We start from the raw sequence: 24215 nt of genomic DNA on the forward strand, positions 1-24215 counted from the left end.
CCATGAACGAAGCCAGCATCCTTACACACCTGAGTCAATCTCTCGTGCTCTTCATGATCTGGGTTCTGCCGCCGCTGCTCGCAGCTCTCATCTCTGGGCTGATCATTGGCCTCATCCAGGCGGCAACTCAGCTCCAGGATCAAACCCTGCCACTGACGGTCAAGCTTCTGGTTGTCGTCGCCGTGCTCGCCGGGTTTTCTCCCGTGCTCAGCGCTCCACTGATCGACCAGGCCGAGCACATCTTCAGTGAGTTTCCAGCACTTACCGCAAGATACTAGCAGAGGTCGGATGGCTGGCCTGTCACCCGCAGAGGCGCAAGCTCTCGTTCAGGGCACGATCGAGCTCGTGGCCGCAGCCGGCCTGAGTGCGGCCCGCGCCCTCGGCATCATGCTGGTGCTTCCCGTCTTCACCCGGCCGCGCATCAGCGGTTTGGTTCGGGGAAGCCTGACGATTGCGATCGGCCTGCCGTGCCTCCCTCACATCAAGCTAGGTCTGCAGGCCCTGGACCCGAACACGCGCCTAGTCAGCGTTACCCTGCTTGGCCTGAAGGAGGTGTTCGTCGGTCTTATGCTCGGCATCCTGCTCAGTATTCCACTATGGAGCATACAGGCAGTCGGCGACATCATCGATACACAACGAGGAATTTCAAGCCAAGTTGCGGGGGAGGATCCCGCGACGCATAGCCAAGCGTCCGGAACCGGGCTTTTTCTCGGTGTTACCGCAGTTACGATCTTCGTTCTGGTCGGCGGGCTGCAGACCATGGTGAGCGGCCTTTATGGCAGCTACCTAGCGTGGCCTGTCTATCAGTTTCTGCCTGCCGTCACAGCGCAAGGGGCAATGGAATGTCTGGCCCTTCTCGACCGTATCATGATGACGACCTTGTTAGTCGCCGGGCCGGTGCTGGCCCTGCTGCTGCTGGTCGATGTCTCGGTCATGCTGCTGGGCCGTTTTGCATCTCAGCTCAAGATGAACGATCTCTCCCCAATGATCAAGAATGTTGCATTCGGGGTCATCATGGTCAGCTACGCCATTTATCTGCTTGAATACGCCGGAGCTGAAATCCTGACCTCGAACAACATGCTCGAGGATCTGCAGAAGCTCTTGAAATGAGCTCTACGAGTGAGGAGAAAAAGCTTCCTCCGACGCCCAAGAAGCTGCGCGATGCCCGCAAGAAGGGGCAGAGCGCGCGCAGCTCGGATCTGGTGAGCGGCGTCAGCGCCTGTGCCGGTTTCGCCTGCCTGTGGTGGCGAGCGGGTGCGATCGAGGACAAGTGGCAGGAGACGGTCCGTCTAGTCGATAAACTGCAGGACCAGCCGTTCACAAGCGCGGTGCCACAAGCGCTCAGTGGCTTGCTAGAACTTTCGATTGCCACGGTCGCTCCGTTGCTCGCCGCTGCTGTGACAGCAGCTCTTCTGGCCAATGTCCTGGCCAATGGCGGCTTTATGTTCGCTTCGGAGCCGCTCAAGCCGAAGCTCGAGAAACTGGATCCCATCAAAGGCTTGAAACGCATCGCCTCGAAACGTTCGGCCATCGAGCTGGGCAAGACCCTGGCTAAGGTGGTGTTGCTTGGTGCGACCTTCTTTCTCACCGTGATCGCGAGCTGGAAAGCGCTGGTGTACCTGCCAGTCTGCGGCATGGGCTGTTTTGGCTTCGTCTTCACCGAGGTTAAGCTGCTGATTGCGATTGCCGCTGGAGCTTTTCTGGTCGGCGGATTGGCTGACCTCCTAATCCAGCGCTGGCTGTTTATGCAGGACATGCGCATGACGGAAACGGAGGCCAAGCGGGAGAACAAGGAGCAGCAAGGCAATCCGCAGGTGAAGCGTGAGCACCGACGTCTGCGGCAAGAGTCGGCCAATGAGGCCCCGCTCGGAATCAGTCGGGCCACGTTGATATTGCGGGGGTCGACAACGTTGATTGGGCTGCGCTATGTGCGCGGCGAGACCGGCGTGCCGGTCTTGGTTTGCCGTGGCGAAGGCGAAGCTGCTTCACAACTACTTGGTGAGGCGCGCGCGCTGCGCCTCACCATTGTGGATGACGATGTCCTGGCGCGTCAGCTGCTCGGCAAAGCAAAGCTCGGCAACCCTGTTCCCTCGCAATATTTCGAATCGGTCGCAAAAGCGCTCTATGCGGCGGGGCTAGTGTAGATCATTCTGTCCTGACGCTGCGATCTGCGGCGAGGCGCTCGATGGACGCTCGGATGTTCCGCAAGGCGACGATGCGCTAGCCCGAAAGCCTCTGGGCCGCGGCCTCGCCGACCGGATCACCGCGTCAGCTGCGGCGCCAAGCGGCGCCACAACCTGTTCGCCCATTTCGAGAGCTTCAGCGCCTACAACTCAGCCGGCCTGTACCGCCGTGGGTAGAGGAGTCCTGCCATTCGGTTGACAAGCCGGTAGTGCTGATCGTCAACTAAGACGGCTGCCATCTGGAGCATGCTCTCTGTCGCCTATCTCGAGCCGCGCTGCTACAGGTTCATACGATCACAGCGTTTATATCGTCTCAAGATCAGCCCGAGTGCCACATTGCGCCGCACACGTTCGAGAGCCGCAGGACATAATCCTGCGTGCGGGGAGAAAAGTAAGCCTCCAGCTAAACTCGGGGCTAAGGGTATTGCAGCCATTGTCCATCGACGCCGTCTTCCCGCGCAGGGTGCTTACAACGTCGATTGCTTCACCTAACCGAACTCGCTAGCTGACACCGGACAAGCTTCGGCGAACATCGCAGGTTCGCCCCGGCAGTTAGCTCTTCCTATCGAAGCATGGATTTCGCATTCGGTCGGCAAGAACCTCTGGATGATCCCGTATAGATCGCGTTCACTCCCTCCTTTGCTGGCACGTTACCTAATGACGTAGGTATCGCGTGTTGGCAATTGTGGTACCTTGTAGGGGATGATCGAAATGAGCCTAGGTGTGGAGCGCTGCAGTGGCTTCAGCTGACCCGCCAAGAGTCCTACGATTGCACTGAACTCAAGATGCCGCGAGTTATCTAGCTCGCATTGCCGTAGATACCTCTGTTTGTCGAATAGATCTCTTGTTGGGCGGAGGGAGGCAGAGGCTGCGCGCTCAAGGGGGCACAGATCCGGTTGGGCGGCCGATGCCGGGATGAGTGATGACGTGATCGCCACAAGTCGGGGCGTCGGCCACTTGGTGGTCTGCCACCCTTCGACGTTTTTGTCGAAGGCAACCTGGCGGAGAACCAAAGCGAAGAGCCGCCTACCGCGCAGAGTGCGAGCTCAACGACAAGGAAGAGGCCCTTCTGGTGGCCGCCTGCAGTCCTCCGACAGGCCGGGTGCTGGACACCGGAGCTGCTGGCTGGCGCGATCCTCAGGCTGACGTGGTACCAGAGCCTGTCGCCGGAACGTCGTTCTCACTCTCGACCGCGACTGGCCCACACGGGCCGCTTTCGTTTTGGGAATTTTCGGGTCTCGTCAGCTTTCAGTAATCCAGCCCGGATACAGAGCCGTTGTGGTTAACGGGACGTGGCAGGGACAGCGCTATCTATCCAGAACGGTCAGCGCCGAGTCACGCTTTCCGCTAAACTCAACGGCAGCGCGGGGCGGCAGGGATAGTGCCTTTAGCCACCCCCCCAAGTCGGTAGGCGCCAGGCCGCACCCGCGCTGATTCCTGTCGCTGACCTTCTGCAGTCAGCTTTAGTGGTTTTAAGCGTTCGGAGGGGGGACATGACCGCTTCAACTCAACATCTTCGACTTATGCGCCCAAGTGCGGCGCAACCAGCCGTTGCCAAGTTTGTCTCTTTATGTGCCCCCGAGCTTTCAGCACGGAGATCAGTGGGCGCCGGGAGAACTCAAGTTGCGAATGGGTTTGCACAAGCTTCTGCCATCCGTGTCTGAGCCAAAGAAAAGTCTCGCTCTCGGGGACGTGAACTACACAGCCAGTATCGGGCCGCCGGACTCGGAACACGAGATTTTTCTCCGCAGAAACTGAACTGGCTTCCGATTGAAGTCAGCCAAGACGGCGAGTCGTGCCCGCGCTGCCTGCGATCCGAAGCTGATGCCCGAGCCACGTGAAGCGACTACCAGTCTTGGGGCTATAGCTTCGTCGCCTTGGCCGAGGGTCTGCAGAACGCGCTGTGGTGGCTCGGCGGGCCAGCGCGTGAGCATCGCACCGGGCCGAGGCTGCTCAGTGACAATGGTTCGAATTGCGTGGCGGACGATCTGGCCGAGTGGCTCGACCCGAGGGCATGCAGCAGGTGCGCGGCGCTCCGTACGTCATCAAGACAAGGAAGAAGATTCGCCGTTCTCTGACTGGCCTCACTTTTGCTTGCTGCTCGTTCGCTGGAGGGCAGATCTGAGGTGGAGATTAGAATGTCTGCATTGTCGACGCTTAACGTACTTGCGCTTCCTTTGGCGACAATGATTGCGCTATTCCCAGCATCCGCAAAAGCGCCGATCTGGAGTTCGAGCGATCAGTATGGTACTTTTTCCCTTGATGGTTATTCCTGGAACAACGACGTATATGGTCAAGGTGTTGGGCCTCAGACGATCTCAGTGTATTCAATCAATCAATGGAGCGTGCGGTCGAATCAACCTGACACTGATGGCATTAAGAGCTATCCCCACGGAGCTTTCAATGTCGGGAAACCGCTGAGCGCGATCAACGACCTCAGGTCAAGCTTTAACCAGAGCGTCCCGACTGGCGGCCGTTGGAACTTCGCCTACGATATCTGGGATAGCTCAAATGCCTACGAGATAATGCTGTGGACCAACTACACCGGAAATCCCGACGGAAGCGGTGATGTTAAGCCCATTTCTTACAAGTATAACTCTTCAGGGACCGCCGCGATTCCAGTCTACACAGGCGTGAATGTGGGGGGAGCCACTTGGAACGTGTTTGAAGGCTGGAACAAACACAAGGTTATTTCGCTTCTGCGCAGCTCCAAAACCAACAGCGAAACTGTGGATATCAAGAGTATCCTGCAATGGATAAAGTCGAAAGGATACTTCGGCGACATAATCGTCGGCAGCGTCCAATACGGCGTTGAGATAACCTCGTCCCCAGGCGGGCAAAACTTCGACGTCAATCATTGGGCTGTAATCTCGAAGTGACTACCTTGGGATCTACGAGCGGGGACAGCGGCAAAGGCAGTGCCAGAGCCGTTGTTCGAGCTGAGGTTGGGAGTCGGACTGGTCCATACTACCTGTGAAGTCGTCGAAGGTAAGGGATGCATGAAGGGAAGGGACCAGCCCGAGGGGAGCCTGCTTCCGGCAGGGGCTGAATCCTCACATGGCGCTTGATGCTGTGCATACGGTGATCACGAACCAGCACGTGAACTGGGTGCTCGATGCCGACATACCCAGCTTCTTCGACTCGGTCGACCACGAGTGGCTGTTGCGGATGGGGGCGCACAGGATCGCCGATCCTCGCATCTTGCAGCTCATCGGGCTGTGGCTGCGAGCCGGCGTTCTTTAGAGCGGCGAGAAGCACGAGACGGACAGGGGAACGCCGCAAGCGGCGGGCATCAGCCCGCTCCTTGCCAACATCTTCCTGCACTAAATCCCCGATCTCTGGACCCAGAAATGGCGTCATCGCCACGCACGCGGTCTTATCGTGATCGTGCGTTACGCGCACGACTTCGTCATGGGCTTCGAGAACAAGGCAGATGCGCGGGAAATGCTCTCTTTGCCCTCAAGGCGGGCTGGCCGGCTTCGGCCTGATGCTTCATGAGGTCAAGACGCGGCTGATCGAGTTTGGCCGGTTCGCGGCCCTCTCGCGTCAGCGGCGGCGAGCGGCGGCCAGAGACCTTCGCCTTCCTCGGCTTTACCCATTACTGTGGGCGGAACCGAGATGGCCGGTTCATCGTGAAGCACAAGACGGAAGGGAAACGCCTGACGCGCAAGCTAACGGCGTTGCGCCAGGAGGCCTAGCGCTCACTGGCAACGCAGCACGAGTGGCTCGCCGCCGTTCTGCGCGCACACTATGGCTATTATGGCAGGCCGCACAATTGTCCAGCGCTCGACGGCTTCCACCGCGAAGTGCGTCCGACCTGGATGTTGTCTGAGACCGCGTAGCCAGAAAAGTCGGCGCATGGGCCGGCCGGAGTTCGAGACCCTGACGGCACGCTTCCGCCTGCCAACTCCACGCATCACTCGCACATGGGCGCAGGCGCGGATATGACGCGGGTTACCCTCGGCAAGAGCCGGGTGCGGGAAAGCCGCCTGACCGGATCTGTGAGGGCAAAGCCAAATGGCCGAGCTCCTCGACCACTTGCTCTGCAGAGCGCCGTGCTGCCGAATGCTTACTTAATTGATAGCTGCTTGAGATCATGGTGGCACTGGAAAGGTCGGATTTGCTCATCGCCCGGCATCGTTGAAGCGTCCATCTAAGATCTCAGGAAGGAGGAGCTGTCCGAGGTGCTGAGGAGCCCCTCATTCAGCCAAATTGTGGCTGATGGAAGAGAAGAACGCGGCCTCCCGGCAGGCTTTCTGCCGTGTAGAGCTGACCGTGGATAAAAAAAGCGGTCATTGGGACGTCCCGGCTCGGCAGAAGGCGTAGACTCTGCAGTGTGTCGATCACGGCAGGCGAAGCCTCTTGGGAGGCGTGCGTCCATCCGTCGCCCAAGAACTCTCCCAGTTCAGGCGCTTGCGGGACTGGCTGATGGCCTGATGCAGGTGCGGCAGACGACAGAGGAAGGTTCGGCGCCAGCACCGAGGGAGCGTCCCCGCTCCATTCGAAGGGAGCCGCCGAATCAAGGCCTGGCGCCAGACCGCCGTAGATATCTGAGCGAGTCCTCGGTGCCGCAGGCGTAGCTTCGCCCGGCAAAGCGGGCCGAGGGTGATGAATGAGCTGAACGTCCTTGGGCCCTGCCGGTCCCAATATGGCCGTGTAGCGTTCGCCGCCGATCTCAAAGTTCATGATTGGATGTTCCGCAACAGGCAAGAAGTCCCACTGGCCCAAGGTGGTCAGCATCATGTCGGGGGCCAGCTGGGTGCGATGGGAAAAATTCTTGGGAACGGCGAACGAAACATCGAACGTATCACCGACAGCGGGCGACCGCAGATGGACGAGCTGAACATCATCAAGTCCTCCCGGTCCCAAGACGGCCATATAGCGTTCACCTCGAATATCGTAGGCCTTTACCCGCTGTGCTGCATCCGGCAAGAGGCCCCAGCGGCGAAGCCTGTGCATCATATTCGGCGCGGCCTGAGTCCCATGGGAGAAATCTTCGGGGACGCTCAAAGACGCATCAAAGGGCTCGCCAGCTGCCACGAACGTCTGCTCAAGCGTGGTCTGAGCCCCAGCGCCTTCGTTCATCATCTGCCGAAAGTGGTCTTCAGAGGCGGAATTCGGCTCCCTCGAGCTCGCCTGCCAAGTGGCGGCATCGAAAAGCTCTTCCTGAGCAACACTTTGCACCGGCGAGGGGACGGTTGAACTCATCGTTGGCCAAGGCAGCAGTGCATCGAAGGTTGGCGCCGGCATGAGGTTCTCGCGATCCGCGGCATCGAAAAGCGCGTCCTGAGGGACACTTTGCACCGGCGAGTGGATGGTTGAACTCATTGTTGGCCAAGGCACCAGTGCATCGAAGGTCGGCGCCGGCATGAGGTTCTCGCGATCCGCGGCATCGAAAAGCGCCTCCTGAGGGACACTTTGCACCGCCGAGTGGATGTTTGAACTCATTGTTGGCCAAGGCAGCAGTGCATCGAAGGTTGGCGCCGGCATGAGGTTCTCGCGGACCGCGGCATCGAAAAGCGCGTCCTGAGGGACACTTTGCACCGGCGAGTGGATAGTGGAACTCATCCTTGGCCAAGACACCGGTGCATCGGAGGTCGCCCCCGACAAGAGCTTCTCGCGGTCCGCGGCATCGAAAAGGGCTTCCTGAGCGACACTTTGCACCGGCGATTGGGGCATTGAACTGACCGTTGGCCCAAGCATTGTCGCGGGCAAGAGGTGCTCGCCATCCGCGGCATCGAAAAGCACATCCTGGACGACACTTTGTACAGGAGAATGGGCTAACCCCACTCCATGCCAGACCTGCGGAGCATTGAACCCGGGCGGCAATGAGCCGCGCCCCTCCGCAACGTTTCCTGTCGGCTGCTCATCGGCCGGCCGCATGGGCGAGGAAGCGGACGGCTGAGTGACCTTGCGCGAACTGCCTCCTTCCCCGCCCAAATTGTTCTGCCTGATCGCGCGATAGTCGCGAAAGGCGTTCAAGGCGGCGATGAGGGCCCTGTCATTCGGAAACAATTTGTGCGCGTGGCCAAGCAGTTTATCATCATTGAGCTCGGCAATGGACAGGGGGCGGAGCGCTGCCGCCAACTTCCGCAGAGCGCTCGCATAGCACTCGGCCCTACTCTTGCCGATCCGTCGACCAAAGCGTGCCTCGGCGGCGTCCCTGATGAGATTCTCATCTTTCCTGGAAGGACGATAATGTGTTGAGAGGGGGCCAGGGTTGGCGTCGGGCTCGCGATACCGACTGACCATTGACAATGCTGGGGCGATGATCTTATCGCCTGGCAGCAGCTTCTCAGCGTAGCGGCTCAACGTATCGTCATCCAGCCCAGAAATTGATTTGCCAGACTTCTTCAGTGCGTCCGCCAAGTTGCGAAGCCGACGATCATACATTTCGACGGTGGTTTTACTCGGCGGCTGCCCTCGATCGAGAGCCGCGGCCGACGCCGCTTGGATGAGGCGATCGTCTTCCTCAGTGACATCATATAGCGCCGCGTGAGGATATACGGGGCCCGCTTCTCGCACGCCTGCCAGGTGCTGCTCAAACGCCGCATTCGGCTGCTCCGGCTGTTCCACGGTCGCGTCTGACGCAGTGAACTCTTTATCGGCTGGGTTGATCGTGTTGAATCGGTCCATGGTCAGTCCGCTGGCATCGTTCTCTCGTTACTCCGCTACTCACGTTAGCTTTCCAAAATCTGACGTGGCCAGGCGGAAAGGTAGAATGAAAGGGGAATACGGCGGGCGTGCGCTGTAGCATCGCTCGAGCGGGCAAAAGAAAGCGCCGGATGAAAAACAGCGTCTTCAACTGAGGTGTTGAGCTGCAATGGTGGTGTGCGCCACAGACGTTCGCTACCGTCTTGATCTTCAGATCTCGGTCCCTTTACAGCGCGATGATCGTGAGGACCGGGCCCCCCGGGGGCTTTCTATTAGTCGGAGGTCAGGCGCGAGGCGGCGACGGCTCGCTCGCTCCTTGAACCAACGAGATATCGGTATGGGCGGCACCAGAATTGAGCGCACTCTTGCGCGTTCCTGACAAGCATTCCCAGAAACGCGCGCTTTCAATAAAGCTCGCCATCTCTGGTTGGTGGTCGCCTGCTGCGAGAATAGAAGCGAAACGAAGTCATTCGTATACCACCTCGGTCCATGTTCGGTTTCAATACCCGCTCCGATATGCTGGGCGGCAGATTAGCTCAGGGATTGCCGACGGCTATTGATCCATGAAGCCAGAGCCCGAGCGCGTTTTGACTGCTGATGGACGGGTCGTTCTATTGAGAGGCAACGCTAGCGCGTTCAAGGGGGCGGCAACTGTGATACTCGCGTAACGCGATCGGATGGGACGACGATGATGCAAACCAGCTGCCGAGCGCGTTACTGAAATGGAGCCAGAAATGGGCGCTCCCTAGCCATAACGCCGCGCGGTCAAACGACCGGTGGTCGCCACGCCTAAGTCACCCTCTTGGACACGCCGCATAGATCCCAAACTCTCTCTTCCGGCGTCGATCTCGCATAAGCAGGTCCGGTCACGCTTTCACTGTCGAAGCGCTCAGGGTGGTGATGGCGACCTTCTTGAGCACGCGCACGCGACGTGGAATTTCCGGACGAGATCCATTGGTGCGGGTGAACATCCACCATCCGTTCTCGATCTGAGCCGTGCGGCACGTTGCGCTTGATCGTCACCACTCCCAAACCATAGCGCGGCTTTGCGCGTTACGATCGACTCGTCGCTCCTTGCTGGCCACATGGAGGGCAGCGGTGTTGATTTCCAGACATTCGCCAAAAACTGCTATCGGAGCGGCTGTACATTCGGTGCTGTCGTTCCCGCCGCGTTCGGGGCTGCCGTACCTGGTCCCTCTTCTCCGTTGCTCTTGTTACGCGGGGGGAAGGTACCGTAGTTGGCCAGAGGAATGGCGGCGCGATCGCCATTACTTGTGATGACAGACCGATTGTCCAGCAGGTCGAGCGGATCGTTTACCATAACTGCCAGATTGTTCTTGGTCGAGCAACCAAGCGTGGGTTCGAACGAATTGTCGTTCACGGCTGGTCCGACGATCAAAAGCGACGGACAGATCGGAGGATGGGCATCAAAGGTGATCGCCTCGATCCTCACGCCGGAACGGAGCGGCAAATCGACGGGGGAAGCGAACAGGCGGATGTTATAAGGAGCAACGCCCATGGCGCGGGCCTCGTGCGCCACTTGGGCAACGAGCCTGGGTGAGCCGGTGACATCCACATGGAGTGCATCCCGCCGGCCGCCGCTGACGTTCGCGATAAAGCTCCGCAGCTGATGCTTTTCGGAGCCACGTAGGCTCTGCAGGAACAAGATACGTTTCTTCTGCTCGACTTGTATTGCTTGTTCAGCCGGCCCGAGATGGATCGAGGCACTGTTTGCGCAGCCGCCCAATGTTGTCCCAATAACGATCAAGTGACACAAATGTCGTAAGGTCATTGACGATCCTCATTCGATGATAAAGCCGGCGCTCCCGGTCAATCCTGGTGCGCTGGTGCGAGGCGCATCGCGGTCCCGCGGCGGCCGGGCCACCGTGTTCGTCAAAATGCGCCCCGCGTCTGACGGAGGTGAGATGCGGTCCGTCGGCGCACTCATCTTGTTTGGGTTCGATGCCGGCCGCACGATGTAGGGCGTGACAATAATCACCAGCTCGGTTTCACGTTTTTGAAAATCTGAGGAGCGAAACAGCGCACCTAGGATCGGCACATCGCCGAGCCAGGGAAACTCGCGTATGTCAGTGTTGAAGTTGCGCCTGATGAGGCCGCCGATTGCAAAGCTCTGACCGCTGGCGAGCTCGACAACGGTGCTCGCGCGTCGCGTCGAGAGTGCAGGGACCGCCATGCCATTGATTCTGACTTCGCCTTCGCTCGACAATTCGCTGACTTCGGGTTTCACACGTATATTGATCTGATTGTTGTTAAGCACAGTCGGGACGAATTCCAGGCTCACGCCGAACTGCCGGAATTGGACGGAAACCTGTCGATTGTCCTGCATGACTGGAATCGGGAATTCTCCGCCGGCGAGAAAGCTTGCGGCTTCGCCGGACATTGCCGTCAGATTCGGCTCAGCCAGGATTGAGGCGAGGTGCTCGCTCGCGAGGGCGTCGAGAACAGCGCTCAGGTTGGTATTGCCGGCGCTAACCCCGATCCCGATCGTGCCGCCGCCGCCGGCCGCGCCGGACCCCCCCTCTTTGCCGCTAATGAGGAAAGCGCCGCTTGGGCCGGAGGCAGTGAAGTGGATATTGAGATCCTTGACCGCGCTGCGGGAGACTTCTGCCACCCGGACGCTGAGATTCACCTGCAACGAGCCAGCGACCTGTATCTTGTTGGCAACCAGCGCGCCCGCCCCAAGAAACTGCTCAGTGACCTTCCTGGCGTTCTCGACAACATCGGCGTTGGGCGCGGTCCCGCTAAGAATCGCGCCGCGGGGGGTATAGCTGACTTGTATCGGATAGTCGCCGACCTCGGCCTTCAGCGCGGCCCGCAGATCCTCGATCGGTTGAGTAACGACAATACGCAGCTCAGCCAGAGCCTCTCCCTTGTCGTTCAGGGCGAACAGGCTCGTCCGTCCCGACTTTTTGCCAAAGACGAAGATCGTGGTGTTCGACGGCGCCTGATAGTCCGCAATCGCCGGGTCCGCGACAAAAATGCTCGCAGCCGGTCCGGTCAGATGAACTGTCTTGCCCTGCGAGGATGTAAGGCTAAGCGTGCCAGTGGTGCTGCCAGATCCCGCGCGTGGCTGTTCTGCTTTGCCATCTCGCTTTGTCTGAGCTGTGGCAGCAAACGGAAATAACAGAGCGACTGCGCACAGGGCGTAGCAGAGACGATGAAAAGTGGCATGGTGCGAGCGGCCTGCCACCATGGACGGCTCATCAGCGCAGGCGGCATTGTCAACGATGTTCAAGGGAGTATCGCTTTCAGGTTCGATTGGCTAGGCAGCCGAGGCTGCGCCAATGAGTTCAAGGGTGTAACCGACACCGCGCGCGGTCTTGATCCTGAGCGTTGCACCCGCCTGGCTCAAATGCGTGCGCAAGCGATAGATCCCGACTTCCAGCGCATTGGTCGAGACTTCGTCGTCAAATGCATACAAGCTATCTTCAAGCGATGCGCGCGGTACGGTACGGCCCGCTCGGTTGAGCAGATGTTCAAGAATGCACACTTCCCGGCGCGCAATTCTGAGGATACGACCACCGACCGATACCTGTCGCGCGATCGGATCGAAATGCAGATTCCCGAATGTCACCACCGGCGCCGTCATTTGCGTTGACCGTCGTAAAATCGCTCGCATACGAGCAATGAGTTCGTCGGTAGACACGGGCTTAGGCAGAAAATCATCCGCGCCCGCATTGAAAATCGCAATCCGCCGGCCGAGATCATTGAGACTGCTCATCATCATGGTGGGCATTGACCGTCCCTCGCGCCGCAACTGCTTCAGCCAGTCCAATCCGTCGCCATCGGGCAAAGCCGATTCGAGCAGGACCATGTGGTAGTTCGCGCAATCGAGCGCGGCCGCCGCCTCATCCAGCGTGCGTGTTACGTCGACGGCGAAGCCGCAACTTAGCAGCACTTCCTTCACGTGGCGGGCAAAGTCCGCATGATGATCAACCAGAAGAATTCGCATTTCATTGCCTCTCGTCCATCCACGAAGACCTGAGCGCGTCACGGTTGAGCGTGGGGCTCGATGGGACTGAGAGGAGGCTGGACTGGTGTGAGTTTGAACAGCCGAAACGAGAGGGTGGAGCGGACCGCTGTGGCCTGCTTACGGCGTCGGCGCCGCTCAAGATGCCCCTCATGCCAGATCTGATTTTGTTTAAGAGACTGGCAACCGCGGCAGCCCGCTGAAGCGTCCGTGGGCCGATCGCGGCCGTTCTTGCACGCACTGACCCGGCCCCCGCAGTACGAATAGCGCCGAGCCGCGTAAGCGAAACCAAAGCGCGGGAGACGATCGGATTTGTGGCTGAACAGATGAGCGAAACCGACATGGAAACTCCCCAATTCGTCTTGGTCTGCGGCCAGTCTTGCTGGGCTGTCGAGCCTGTCGTGTCGTGAAGTCACGACAGTGCAAGTCTTTCCGGTATTCATGGACACCTCACGCGAGGCAGCTGGCCACTGGCTTCACAGGCCGAGATGCACGCCGAAACGATCAATGCCCCTCGCGGTCGGAAGAGCACCCTCTCGCTCGGAATTGTTCGGACGCAAGGTGTCAACCGTGCTTAAGTTCTGACGCGCCCGAGGTCCCCGCATACGTCGCAGCCCGGCGAAAGCTGCGAGCCATTGCAGAAACGAGCTCCACAGTTTTGCCATCGCGCATAGATCCCGGTGCCTACACCAGAACCATTTCGCCTCACGGAGTGCACGGCGCCAGAACGATCGGATCTCGACTTCGGAGTTGGAGTGTGCCCCGCAAGGCCGAGATAGCCGCTGCCAGCGTTCTTCTCGCACGGCGCATCTTGATTCGCTTGGGATAGCATCGGCGCTGCATCCTTTGATCTTCACATGGGCGATGTGGGACGCTGGTCCTGGAGAGGAGCTATCCAGCAGCATGATTTGGCCGCGCAGCGGAGCATTGTTCTTTTGAGACGTTCGCAATTCTTGCTACCTGTCAGGAAGAGTTCACGCGAGCGGGGTCGGTGTCGCGGTTGTCAGAAATCCTACAATCTGACGCTAGGTGAGGTTCAAGTGCTTTTGACCGCTGGTCCGTGGCAGTGCTCTTGAACTCGCAAGGACTCTTTGGCCATGACGACACGTCCTAACCAAACTATCGAGTTGCGCGTCGCGCGCGTCCATCTCCTCAATGTCATGAGCATATCGTCGGTCCAAATCAAAGCTTAGCTTGAGTCAAAGGCGATGACAGTGTGTGAAGGCGGTGGTCTTTGCTGGCCCTTTAGGTGTGACGTCGCGGTCGTGCGGTCGACTTCGTGCGTGCGATTTCAGCAGGGGGACAGTGGCGCCCCGTAATGCGATCTGAGGCGCAGGAGCTAACCTCTGCGATGCAGCCGCCGGAGCTCGCGAGCTGTTTTAACAGGCAAGGGACTGGAAGGGTTGCGAAACGACATTCTTGAATGCTGCCTCCATGCATCACGAGCGACTATGGAGCTTTTAGGCAAGATCGGCAAAATCGATTGTTTTGATGGAACGCATCCAGGTGGCGAATAGACCATTGTGCTGCGGCACGGCTTGCCGCGTGAGTGAGACTTTATTGACTTGATCTTTGATACGATCCTGTTCGATCTCTTGGGATCGATCGCACCATCAATGGCAGGTCGAGGTGCGGAAACGATCGATGCGCGGCCTTAGCGGCTCGCGTCGTCTGAACGTTCTTCCGAATGGTGTCGGCGGCGGCTGGATCGATGCGAGGAGGCCGCAGCACTCGAATGAGGCCGGGGAAGAACAAACAATGGCACGTGTGTGTCCTCCGCCACAATGTCGGGTACCTCTTGCGATGTGGGCGCCCCTTCTTCCCTCGCACGGGTCAAGGGATAGGTATCAGAGCCTGTGGCCAAGCCATTATCGTTGTTCGTGAAGCGGGCTCGCGGGGATGACCCTTCCTTCGGGTGGTCATCTAGTCAGCATTAAGGGACCTACGAGCATGGCGCAGTCGCCAGTTGGACTAATCGTTACTCTCCAGTCTTCCGCTTGAAGGGATTGTCTTCGCTGGCGACACGATAGGTTTCCAAATTGCCGCCCAGGAACAAGCGCTCTGTCTCACTAGTTGGCGTTCTGCCAAGCGAGCACATCAAATCCACATCCCCATCGATGTTGTCGCTATCCTCCACATTCATTGCAAGGCCAATACTGCTCAGTACGTCGTCGGGCGTCCACACCGCAGACTTCGGCACGACGTAGGTATGCAGCGTGTTGGCATTGTTTGCGATCGCTCTCGACCAGTGGTCGCGGGAAACGCTGAGTTTCGAAGGGTCTTCGACCAACGACACGAATGGAGAAGCGATCTGACCGCGCATATGCCATCCAGCCTGGCGTGCCAGGTCCAGGGGATATCGCTCCAGAGGGTCCCCAATGGACGAATGATCTCGCGCCGTGTTACGAACGTGTGATATTGCAGATGTCGTGGCTTCCGTGCGCGGTTTGCAATCGCTGTCCTGGTTCTGGAAACGATGCAGCTTGAGATATGTCGATGCCGCTATGTTGTCGTAAATGCGATCCCGGTCGACACTGTTGTCCGCCGCTGGCGTCCATCGCGCTGATTGCTTTTCGGCGAGGGCGATCTCGTTCTTGAGCTCTTGGAGCGTGGCGCCCATTAGCGTTGCCGCAAGCTGGGCGCGCGCGCCGACAAATGATGGGGCTGGATAGCGACTGGTTTCCGAGGCCGCCGCGCCTGGCCCAGACGAGGAGCTGGCGGCGGCGAAAGGTGCCGCTAAGGGGAGTGAAGCCGAGGTTGGGTAGACCGAATCTACATCGTCTAGAGTCAAGTCATGCAGCTGCTGCTCGAAGCTTGCTGGGTCGTTTGAACTGTGCGCCGGCGCGCTGATCTGGGCGTTAAGCTCATCCTGGGGCACGTGGACCCGGCGCGGCTGCTGTGGCGGGTTGTGAACCTCAAAGGGAGTGTCTGCGGCATTTCCTGGATCAACATTCATCTCCGTCTCCCTTCGAAGTGCAGGCGGTCGGCGTCGATCGTTGCAGGTGCAGCTTTCGAGAAGCTGACGGACCAGGAAGGAGGTCATTTAGCTCTGGAAGGAATCGAATAGATTCAGGCAACGTGGCGAACGCACAGCTGGACGGAAGCCGCCCGAAGCGACGGATCATAATACGGTGCTGCCTTGTGCCTTCCGGCATTGGTGTTCGATCAGGTCGAGATCGGGTCCGCTGGGTGAGCTTTTTCGGACCGCCGCGTCGGGTTCGCTCCACCACCTCATTGCGGACGCTTCATCTAGGGAGACGGCCCTTGCACAGCAAGACGGGCGAACTGGCGCTTGCCGGTGGTCGAGTGTCTTTCGTAGATCGTCTCTTTATGCAGATGTGAGAACTGCATTCTCTCGCCCGTTAGGACTGCGACGGACAAGCGCAACGGGCTTCCGTTTTGTTGTTTCCAAGCGGAGGACGAGGCTGGATCAAATCGTTGTAGTCGACGTGCGCGAAGCTAAGCCACCTCGGCAAACCTGACCTACGAGGTTGTGATGTCGGAATAGCTATCACAGCGACTTGCGCCTCATTGCGACAGGCTGCTTTTGTATAGGCGCGAGCGCGCGTTTGTCTGGAATCAGACAAGTGGCTTGCGAGCACGACGTCGTTAAAAGCGCAATCTGCGGTACTTATCGAGGGAGAAGAGCATATGAAGTTTACTGGCCGAGCACTAACGATCCTGTTGTCCTTGCTTTCGGCCGCGACCGCGAGCGCGCCGGCGAGAGCCGACGAGCCCTCGCCGAAATACACCGAGGTGCTTAGTGCCCTCCAGGCGGGTAAGAATGTAAAGCTCATACTAGACATGAGCCGCTGTACCACAGCGGAGGGTGGCAAGCCTGCGTCGGCGACGCAAGCCGGTCTGGTCATCAATGCCTTCAGGGTGACCGTCCAGAACGGCATCAGCTTCGCCAATGCTCATCAAACGGTCGACAGCTCCGGACATGCCGTGACCGAGTACATCCGCCATAGCCTTAGCCGCGAAGGCAAGCTGACGGTGCGAGCCTCGAAACTTGTCGTCGGGACCACCGAACTCGTGAACCAGGGCGAATTCATCTGCGAACTGCCGGATGGCGCAAAGTTCATCTGGTAACGAAGAGCATAGAGCAGGGGGCGCTTCAAGGACTTAATCCTTTAATCGCGCGGACACCTTCGCACGGATACGGATCCTTTCGATCGTCAGGAACGATCAGAGTGTTTCTGACGGTCGTTTCGTCGGGCGAGGATCAAGTTGCACGAACGTGCTGCTCAGGTAACTCATGAGGGCCGCCGATCTAGATTCGATATCAGGGATTGGAAGATCGGCGGTTCAGGCAGTCGTCGGATGGGGGGAGCAAGGCTCTCACTTGAACGCTTCAGATGAACTCGCCAAGGACGCCCTCACGCAGTCTGCGGTCATCGTAAGAACATTCCAAGTCGATCCAGCCGCGGGCTCGCGTTGATGACACTCGACCTAGGCCGCCCAGGATGCGCTCGTATCCTTCATCCGCCTCTTTGGGGGTCCTTTCACCTTGAAATCTCAGTGCTGCCGAATGCAGCCACAAGGTGATTGAACCATCCCGCTTAAGATCATTTGAGCTGGCCGCTATGGGTTTGCTCATTCGTAAACTGCGTTCGCGCGCAGATCGAAGCTCTCTGAGCAAACGATCCGTGGTTTCGGCAGCTTGGGCAACTGCTCGAGGTGCCGACGAGCACCTCGTTCAGGCAAATTGCGCGCCAACGGAAGAGCTGAGCGCGGCCATCGGTTGGGCTGATCGCGTTGTATCGATCCATGCTGCGGTCGGCGGGCATGGTTACCTCGTTCTGTCGCGACTCAGTTAGCTTCGCAAAACCTCACCTGGCCAGGCGGAAAGTAGATTGAACAATGATCGGCAAGGGCGGTCCAACCCGCGGATAAGTGCGGCGAACTTTAGAGACGATACAGGTTCGGGCTGAAACTCTCATGTTTCCAAGCGCGGTACTCGGCCAGTCCCCCGCGCTGGCCAGTTGGGCCGGAGTATTATTGGTAGCGTGAAACGCTACTGTTTGATTCTTCCGAGCGTCGGAAAAGGCAAGTCACCCTTTCCGAGGCCTGTACCACTCAGTCGTTTGTTCCTGACGTTTTGTATGGATTAGATGCGCTAGCGGTCCGATAGTCATCCAGGTTCCCGCCCAGAAATAGTACCTCACGCTCCTCGGTTGGGGTATCGCTCACCCAAGCCAGAGCGGGTTCGTCATTCTCAGTCCCGTCCTCGAGAATACTGACGATGTCTTCCGCCGTCCATGTTGTGACTCTCGGGACCGTGTAGGTGTGCAACTCATTCGCGTTTTCGGCGATTGCTTTGGCGCCATACTCGTTGTCATCGTCCGGCGAAAGGAGCAGTTGTGAGGCCTCCTCGGACAGTGACACAAAAGGCGAAGAACTGGTACCTCCCCTCATGTGCTCTGCCGCTGTGCGACCCAGATCAAGTCGTTGGCCTCCCCAGATATTCCAGGGGGCGGCTTCGTAACGCAAAGCCGCCATGGAACGCAAATGGGCCATCGCGCTTTGACGGTCCAACGCATGTGGCTTGCAATGGCTGGCGTGGTTTTGAAAGCGCTCCAGCTCCACGTATGACGATCCCACCACGTCGTCGTAAACGCGGCCACTATCGACGCGGTCGACCAACGATCCACTCGCTCGTGACCATTTTGCTGATCTTTGCGCAGCGATTTCGATTTCTCTTCTGAGTTCCGCAATGTTAGCGCACGTCAGCGTTGCGGCAAGTTGAGCGCGCGTTCCGACAAAGGATGCAGCCGTGCACCGTTCATTCTCCAGGATAGCTTGCGCTCTCTTGTTACCGTCTGTTACCGTCCGGCTCGATCCAGCCCCGGGTGAAGCCAATGCTGCGAGGATTGGCTGAGACTCTCTAAGCCGCTGCTCAAAGTCTGCTTGCGCTGTCTCTTCCTGTTGCGGCTCGAGGTGATCCATCCGAGCCTCGGATCGGTTGACGTCCTCAAATGGGTCCATGTCGGTCTCCCTTTGCTAGCCTTGTCAATACATTCGTACGAAGTTGATCCGATAAGGATCAGAAACCGAGATGCCGGCAATGTCGATAAGACGCACCGGCTCCGGTTCTCGAACCGATCGGTGTGTTGAGGGCGTATGGGTCGGAGTGACCGCCGATCCTAGTCATTCTTCTGTTCCAGAGTGTGGGCCATCAAGTCGGCCTGCTGTCCGGATAAAGATGCTGCCATGCTAGAAGGCTTAGCTGTCGAACAGCTGACCAGACTCATTGCTTGAAGAAAACGCGGTCTCCTTTCCGGCTACCCCCGCGAGCCTGTTGTTCATTGCAGAGCAGAGTTTGGGAGATAGGGCCATCGTCGCTATCCGCCACGCCAGCGCCGTGTGAAGGTCCGGGGAAAAGCAGCGCGGCCGAAGCGCCGCTATCGGTGAGCTTGAGCGGCGTGGAGAAGTATGCCTGGGCCAGCTTGCATCGGCTCCGAGTGGATCTTCTTTAAGTGCTCGTCAAGATGCTAGCTGTGATCCGAACAGCTGAGCCTGGCTGCAGACGTCGGGCTCGTGTCCGGGCCGGGGTGGCGTGAAGCTCATTCCTCTGTCGGGACTGCTGAAACGAGACCTCGCGTGGGTGCGCCGGCCGCTGGCCGTAAACAAGAGCCGGGCGTGCGATTGCGATTCACGCATCCGCAACACATGGGGAATGGCTTAACTGACAACATTAAAACGCTGTGCGGGCGCGAAACGTTGAACTGCCAACCAGAGCTTGGCCGGGCCACAAACGATTCGGGTGCATAGAATCCGCGGCGGCAAGAACTGGCACACGGGTGCCTCGGTTCGGAAAAGGAAAAACGGGGCGTTGACGCTTGCAGCCGATGCGCCACACAATGCACCACAACGTCGGTCGCGCCTTACAAGCATATCGCCCGCGCAAGCCTTTGGTGTGGCCGGCAGGCGCAGCTGAACAAAAAGTCCTAGGGCAATCATAAGTCTTCCTGGGTCGATCCAAAGCGACCAGCCCGGATAGCCGAAGGAAGCGGCTCTTGGCGCTCGCGGGGTTTCATTTCTGTTGCTAATGGCGGGACGGCGATGACTTAGGTCAGAACGCCGGGCCTGCGTTCGTCCACCATGCTCGCGCGCAGCGTGTCGTCCGTGATCTTTCTCGCTGGAGGTGGCCGCGGACCTCGAGGCGAGCCAGACGGTTCGAAATGGCATTGATGAAGCTGATAGCCTGCGATTCATCACGAAGGCGCGCCCGACCCCATCTGCCGGTAAGTGACGCATTCGATACCCAACTGAGTGATTTCGTGAACGGTGATGCTCCCGATGTTTTACGCTCCAAGGCGTTTGTCTTCAAAAGTAACTGAGTCCCGTGCACATACTCGCGGCGCTCTCATGAGGGAGGCCTCGAGGACGGGCATTCCTGCAAAGTCGCGTCGCGGTCGGTCATCATGCCGATAGAAAAAGCGAGAACATGCAGCGCCTGCAGGACAATCAAGCGAAGATCCGGAGGCTCTTCGAATGCAGCAGGCGCCACGGTGGTGCAGAACAAAGCTCAGCGCCCAAGCATTGCCTTAACGAGGCATCTATAATCTAGAATGTTTCATCGCATTATTGGATGGTTGGCTTGGCGCGGCCTTATTGATCGGATGTCGCTTTGCAACGGGGCGGTATGCGGTTGATCAACGATGTCTCACGAAATCTGTGGTGTGTTCTCGAGCGCATCAATTCATGTCCCTCGCTTTGAGCCGGCGCTGCCAATTAAAGTCGCTGCAATCACGCAGCGCATGTTCGAGGAGCCTGATCCGAGACCATTTGGGCTAAGCGATGAACAGATAGACGTCGCAATAGAAGGGGATGCCAACAGACGATAGTAGATTGAAATACTCAACTATTGCGTTTGTATGGTCTCGACCTCTAAAGATCCTCTGGTCGATCCTTGCTCGCCCGATCGCGAGTCCAAACGTTCCGATCGCGAATGGGCATCAGAACACCTTGCTGAGAAGGAGCTGGCTCGTTGATGAATTCTGGAGCGCCGATGTGAGTGTACTCGTGTGGGATCAACTAGCCGCTGGAACTGGCTGTCACGACGGCGTCAATCGGCAACCGCCGTGGTCGAAGCTCTTGCGGGCTGCGCCCGCGCGCAGAACATCACAGCACGCAGCCGAATTCCTCTTCGGTGATAGTTCTCTAACATCAGCCGACGGTTTGTTATCCCTGCCTCTAATCGGCTGCCCGGCGCACATTCAGCGTGAGCTTGCGCGAAAGGGCAGGGTGGTCGCTGACATTGACTTGTCCTCAAGGCCCACCAAGTGGCTCAGAGGCCGCCGCATTAGGGGTTGTGATGTCTTCGGTTAACTCCATGCTTCATCTCGGCCTAAATCTTCATGGCGCTGGTGGCCATTCCGCCGCGTGGCGCTGGCCAGGTACAAATCCGAGCGCCTTTTTCGATATCGAGCACTACGTCCGGGCTGCGAAGGTTGCGGAGCGTGGTCTGCTGGATGCTGTATTCCTCGCCGATACTCCCGCGATAAGTTTCGACATTACGCACCAGCCACCGCTGAATGGGCTCGAACCTACCCTCGTTCTTGCGGTGATTGCACGCGAAACGCAGCGGATTGGCCTGATCGCGACAGCGTCGACGACCTACAATGAGCCATACAATCTCGCTCGGCGTTTCCAGTCGCTCGATGTCATCAGCCGTGGCCGCGTTGCCTGGAACGCAGTCACGACGTCGAGCCCGGCGACGGTAGCAAACTTTGGCGGTCGAGAAGTCGAGCGAGCGGATCGCTACAGACGGGCCGAGGACTTCGTTGAAACGGTCCGTGCTCTCTGGCTGAGCTGGAGCGGCGAGGTGGTCATCGCCGATCAGGCTGCGGGAGTTTACGCAGATCAGAGTCAATTCCGCCTGCTCGATCCCGATACCAATAGTTTCGGCATCCGAGGCCCACTGACGCATCCCGCTTCGCCCCAAGGTCACCCAGTCATCGTTCAGGCGGGCGGTTCGGATCCCGGACTACGGCTTGGTGCCCGCAGTGCAGATGTCGTGTTTGCGGCCGCCGGGGACTTGACGACGGCTCTGCGGGAGGCAGAGCGCCTGCGTGCGCTCTCTCGGCAATTCGGCCGCCCTGCGGGTCCGCTCATCCTGCCGGGCCTTGTCACCTGTATCGGGGGCACCGAGAAAGAAGCGGCTCGTCGCAAAGAAAAGCTTGATGGGCTGCTCGATCTGGAGCGCGCCACTGGCGCCCTTGCAAGAAGCATGGGTGTGGCGGTCGAGAAGCTCAGCCTGGAAAGGCCAATCCCGGAGGAGGTTCTGCCTGATGCAGATCATGTTCCGTTTTCTGTCGGTCACCATCGCACGATTGAAGCTCTGGCGCGTCAAGGTCGGACGGTTCGCGAGATCATCAGCAGCGTTCAAGCTTTTGGCCACCGCTTGCTTGTGGGTACACCCGAGCAGATCGCGGAGTCGATTGAGGCATGGTTCCGCGCCGGCGCGGTCGATGGTTTCAACATCATTCCGGATGTTCTCACCGATGGCGCTTCAGCGTTTGTCGACAATGTGGTTCCCATCCTGCAGAAGCGCGGGCTCTTTCGCAAAGAATATCTGGGACAGACACTGCGAGAGCATTTCGGCATCTCTACTCCGTTCGAGCCGGCACGAGCCACAGCGAGCTCACCGCTCTGACGCTTCCTCAACACCAAATCTCTGGAGCCTGGATATGCATTTAGCCAATGCGCGGTCAGCGAGGCGCTTCACTGGCAAGTCCAACCGTCAAGCAAGAACAGTAGCGGCTACCCTTGTCATGCTCTTGGGCCTGTCCCAATTGGCACCCAGCGTTCATGCGCAGGAAGGCTTTGCCGGCAGCGTCAAGCGAGGAGGCGTTATTCGTTACGGGCATTTTCAAGAGCCTGCCTGCCTGTTCGGAGGATGGGTGCAGCAATGGTATCTGCAACGCCAGTACAGCGATAATCTGGTTGCGCGCAACGAGGACGGCAAGATCTTGCCATGGCTGGCCGAGTCTTGGACCATCTCCGACGACAAAAAGGTGTACACATTCGAGATAAAGCCGAATGTAAAGTTCACTGACGGGACCGCCCTCGATGCGCACGCCATCGCTGACAATATCAACGGATGGCTCAGCAATAACCCCGATCTTCGCAATCCGACTGCTGCTCCTTATCTCGGCGAGAGCTTCGAATCGGCAAGGGCGATTGCTCCTCTGAGATTGGAAGTAAAATTGAAGGTGCCGTTCCAGCCCTTGCTGAACGTCTTCGCCCAATCCTCACAAGGCATTCTCTCGCCATCGGCACTCAAACGTGGACTTGCGGTCAATTGCGAGAACCCCGTCGGTTCAGGTCCATTCATTGTCGATAAGTGGCACCATGGGCGAGAAGTCACCTTCCGCCGCAATCCCGACTACAATTCGGCGCCGGCCACCGCAAAACATCAAGGGCCGGCTTACGTTGACGGGATTAGTTGGAAGTTTCTGCCAGATCAGACTGTCCGATACGGTTCGCTGATCGCGGGCGAGACCGATGCCATATACGACATTCCGGCTGTCGCATGGAAGGACGCCAACTCCCGCTTTCCAGTATTGCGGCACCTGACCGGGGGCACCCCTCTGCGCCTCGCTTTGTATACGGCCCGGCCCCCATTTGACGACGTGCTCGTCCGCAAGGCCTTTGCCTATTCTACTGACCGAAAGGCCGCGGTCGGCACATCCTTCCTCGGCTCTTTACCGTTCGAAGGCAACGGTGCGCTAAGTCAGAGCTCGCCGGAATACCTGCCTGAACTCGGGCAGTCCTATGGGTACGATATTCGCAAAGCCAATCAACTGCTTGATCAGGCTGGTTGGACTGAGAGAAATCCTAACGGCATTCGCGTCAAGAACGGTCGTCCGCTGATCGTGCGCATTTCCTATTCGTACGCCTTTCTGAAGCCGGATGGCGAGCAAGCCTTGCAAGTTGTCCAGCAGCAGGCGAAGGCGGCCGGTTTTGACGTACGTCTTCAACCCACCAATCCGGCTGACTTCTTCGCCGGGAAAAACCTCGGACCCGATGATTATGAGGTCGTTCTCCTCTATTGGGTTGCCCCCGGCGCTGAGATATTCCGGATCTCGTGGAAGCCCGATCAGAATGGCGAGCCCAATCGCTTCAATCCCTCACGCTACCAGGATTTGATGCTTTGGGACATCATTCAAAGGGCGGAACAGAATTTCAATGGAGCTGAACGTACCGCCCTTTATCAGCAGGCGGAACGGAAGATCGTGGATGAGGCACCCGTTATTGGCCTTACTGTGCTGGACGTAACTTTGGCGACCAAGCCGACCCTGAAAGACGTTTGGCTGGACCGTGGGTCAGTTGGCGAACCTGTCTTCTATGATGCGCATTTTGACGACAAGAAATGATGC

General features: G+C 58.5%; 14 protein-coding genes. 8 read left to right on the forward strand and 6 right to left on the reverse strand.

Features of this window, described 5'->3' with window-relative positions; translation table 11 throughout:
* Positions 1-2: 2 nt before the first annotated feature.
* The 5 genes from XI04_RS04720 to XI04_RS04740 all read left to right on the forward strand — a co-directional run bounded on the left by XI04_RS04720 (position 3) and on the right by XI04_RS04740 (position 5426).
* Entirely contained in the window at positions 3-278 is a 276-nt protein-coding gene (locus tag XI04_RS04720) for an EscS/YscS/HrcS family type III secretion system export apparatus protein (protein ID WP_036014823.1), read from the forward strand.
* Positions 279-288: 10 nt separating this feature from the next.
* Positions 289-1110 carry a type III secretion system export apparatus subunit SctT gene (gene sctT / locus XI04_RS04725; protein ID WP_271596613.1) on the forward strand — a complete coding sequence of 274 codons (822 nt, stop codon included), beginning with the start codon at positions 289-291 and terminating at the stop codon, positions 1108-1110.
* Positions 1107-2144, forward strand: coding sequence for an EscU/YscU/HrcU family type III secretion system export apparatus switch protein (locus XI04_RS04730; RefSeq protein ID WP_271596612.1), 1038 nt, complete (start codon positions 1107-1109; stop codon positions 2142-2144). Before sctT ends, XI04_RS04730 begins: the two co-directional genes overlap by 4 nt.
* Before the next feature lie 2177 nt (positions 2145-4321).
* Positions 4322-5062, forward strand: coding sequence for a glycosyl hydrolase (locus XI04_RS04735; RefSeq protein WP_271596611.1), 741 nt, complete (start codon positions 4322-4324; stop codon positions 5060-5062).
* Positions 5063-5240: 178 nt separating this feature from the next.
* Positions 5241-5426 (forward strand): hypothetical protein, encoded by a 186-nt coding sequence (locus tag XI04_RS04740; RefSeq protein WP_271596610.1) that lies wholly within the window; start codon positions 5241-5243, stop codon positions 5424-5426.
* 960 nt (positions 5427-6386) lie between these two features.
* Here XI04_RS04740 and XI04_RS04745 read toward each other — a convergent pair.
* The 5 genes from XI04_RS04745 to XI04_RS04765 form a co-directional block, all read right to left on the reverse strand.
* Positions 6387-8819, reverse strand: a complete 2433-nt coding sequence (locus XI04_RS04745; protein ID WP_271596609.1) for a hypothetical protein — start codon at positions 8817-8819, stop codon at positions 6387-6389.
* Between the two features lie 1147 nt (positions 8820-9966).
* Positions 9967-10629, reverse strand: a complete 663-nt coding sequence (locus XI04_RS04750) for a CpaD family pilus assembly lipoprotein (protein ID WP_271596608.1) — start codon at positions 10627-10629, stop codon at positions 9967-9969.
* A 9-nt stretch (positions 10630-10638) separates the two neighbouring features.
* The gene (locus tag XI04_RS04755; protein ID WP_271596777.1) at positions 10639-12051 is read right to left on the reverse strand and encodes a type II and III secretion system protein family protein; all 1413 of its coding nucleotides are present in this window, start codon (positions 12049-12051) and stop codon (positions 10639-10641) included.
* Between the two features lie 69 nt (positions 12052-12120).
* Positions 12121-12810 (reverse strand): response regulator, encoded by a 690-nt coding sequence (locus XI04_RS04760; protein WP_172787695.1) that lies wholly within the window; start codon positions 12808-12810, stop codon positions 12121-12123.
* A gap of 1996 nt (positions 12811-14806) precedes the next feature.
* A complete protein-coding gene (locus XI04_RS04765; RefSeq protein ID WP_271596607.1) occupies positions 14807-15784 on the reverse strand; it encodes a hypothetical protein in 978 nt (325 codons plus the stop codon).
* Positions 15785-16479: 695 nt separating this feature from the next.
* On the opposite strand from XI04_RS04765, the gene XI04_RS04770 reads away from it, so the two are divergent.
* Complete coding sequence (locus XI04_RS04770) at positions 16480-16920, forward strand: VirK family protein (protein WP_271596606.1); 441 nt, start codon at positions 16480-16482, stop codon at positions 16918-16920.
* Positions 16921-17907: 987 nt separating this feature from the next.
* Here the strand turns inward: XI04_RS04770 and XI04_RS04775 are convergent.
* The gene (locus XI04_RS04775; protein WP_271596605.1) at positions 17908-18816 is read right to left on the reverse strand and encodes a hypothetical protein; all 909 of its coding nucleotides are present in this window, start codon (positions 18814-18816) and stop codon (positions 17908-17910) included.
* Between the two features lie 2332 nt (positions 18817-21148).
* On the opposite strand from XI04_RS04775, the gene XI04_RS04780 reads away from it, so the two are divergent.
* Positions 21149-22489: an NtaA/DmoA family FMN-dependent monooxygenase gene (locus XI04_RS04780; protein ID WP_271623511.1), complete on the forward strand. Its 1341-nt coding sequence runs from the start codon at positions 21149-21151 to the stop codon at positions 22487-22489.
* A gap of 34 nt (positions 22490-22523) precedes the next feature.
* Complete coding sequence (locus XI04_RS04785) at positions 22524-24212, forward strand: ABC transporter substrate-binding protein (RefSeq protein WP_271623512.1); 1689 nt, start codon at positions 22524-22526, stop codon at positions 24210-24212.
* The last annotated feature ends 3 nt before the right edge of the window (positions 24213-24215 follow it).

Origin of the sequence: Bradyrhizobium sp. CCBAU 11430, from assembly GCF_028128855.1 — a bacterium.
Lineage (GTDB): Bacteria > Pseudomonadota > Alphaproteobacteria > Rhizobiales > Xanthobacteraceae > Bradyrhizobium > Bradyrhizobium ottawaense.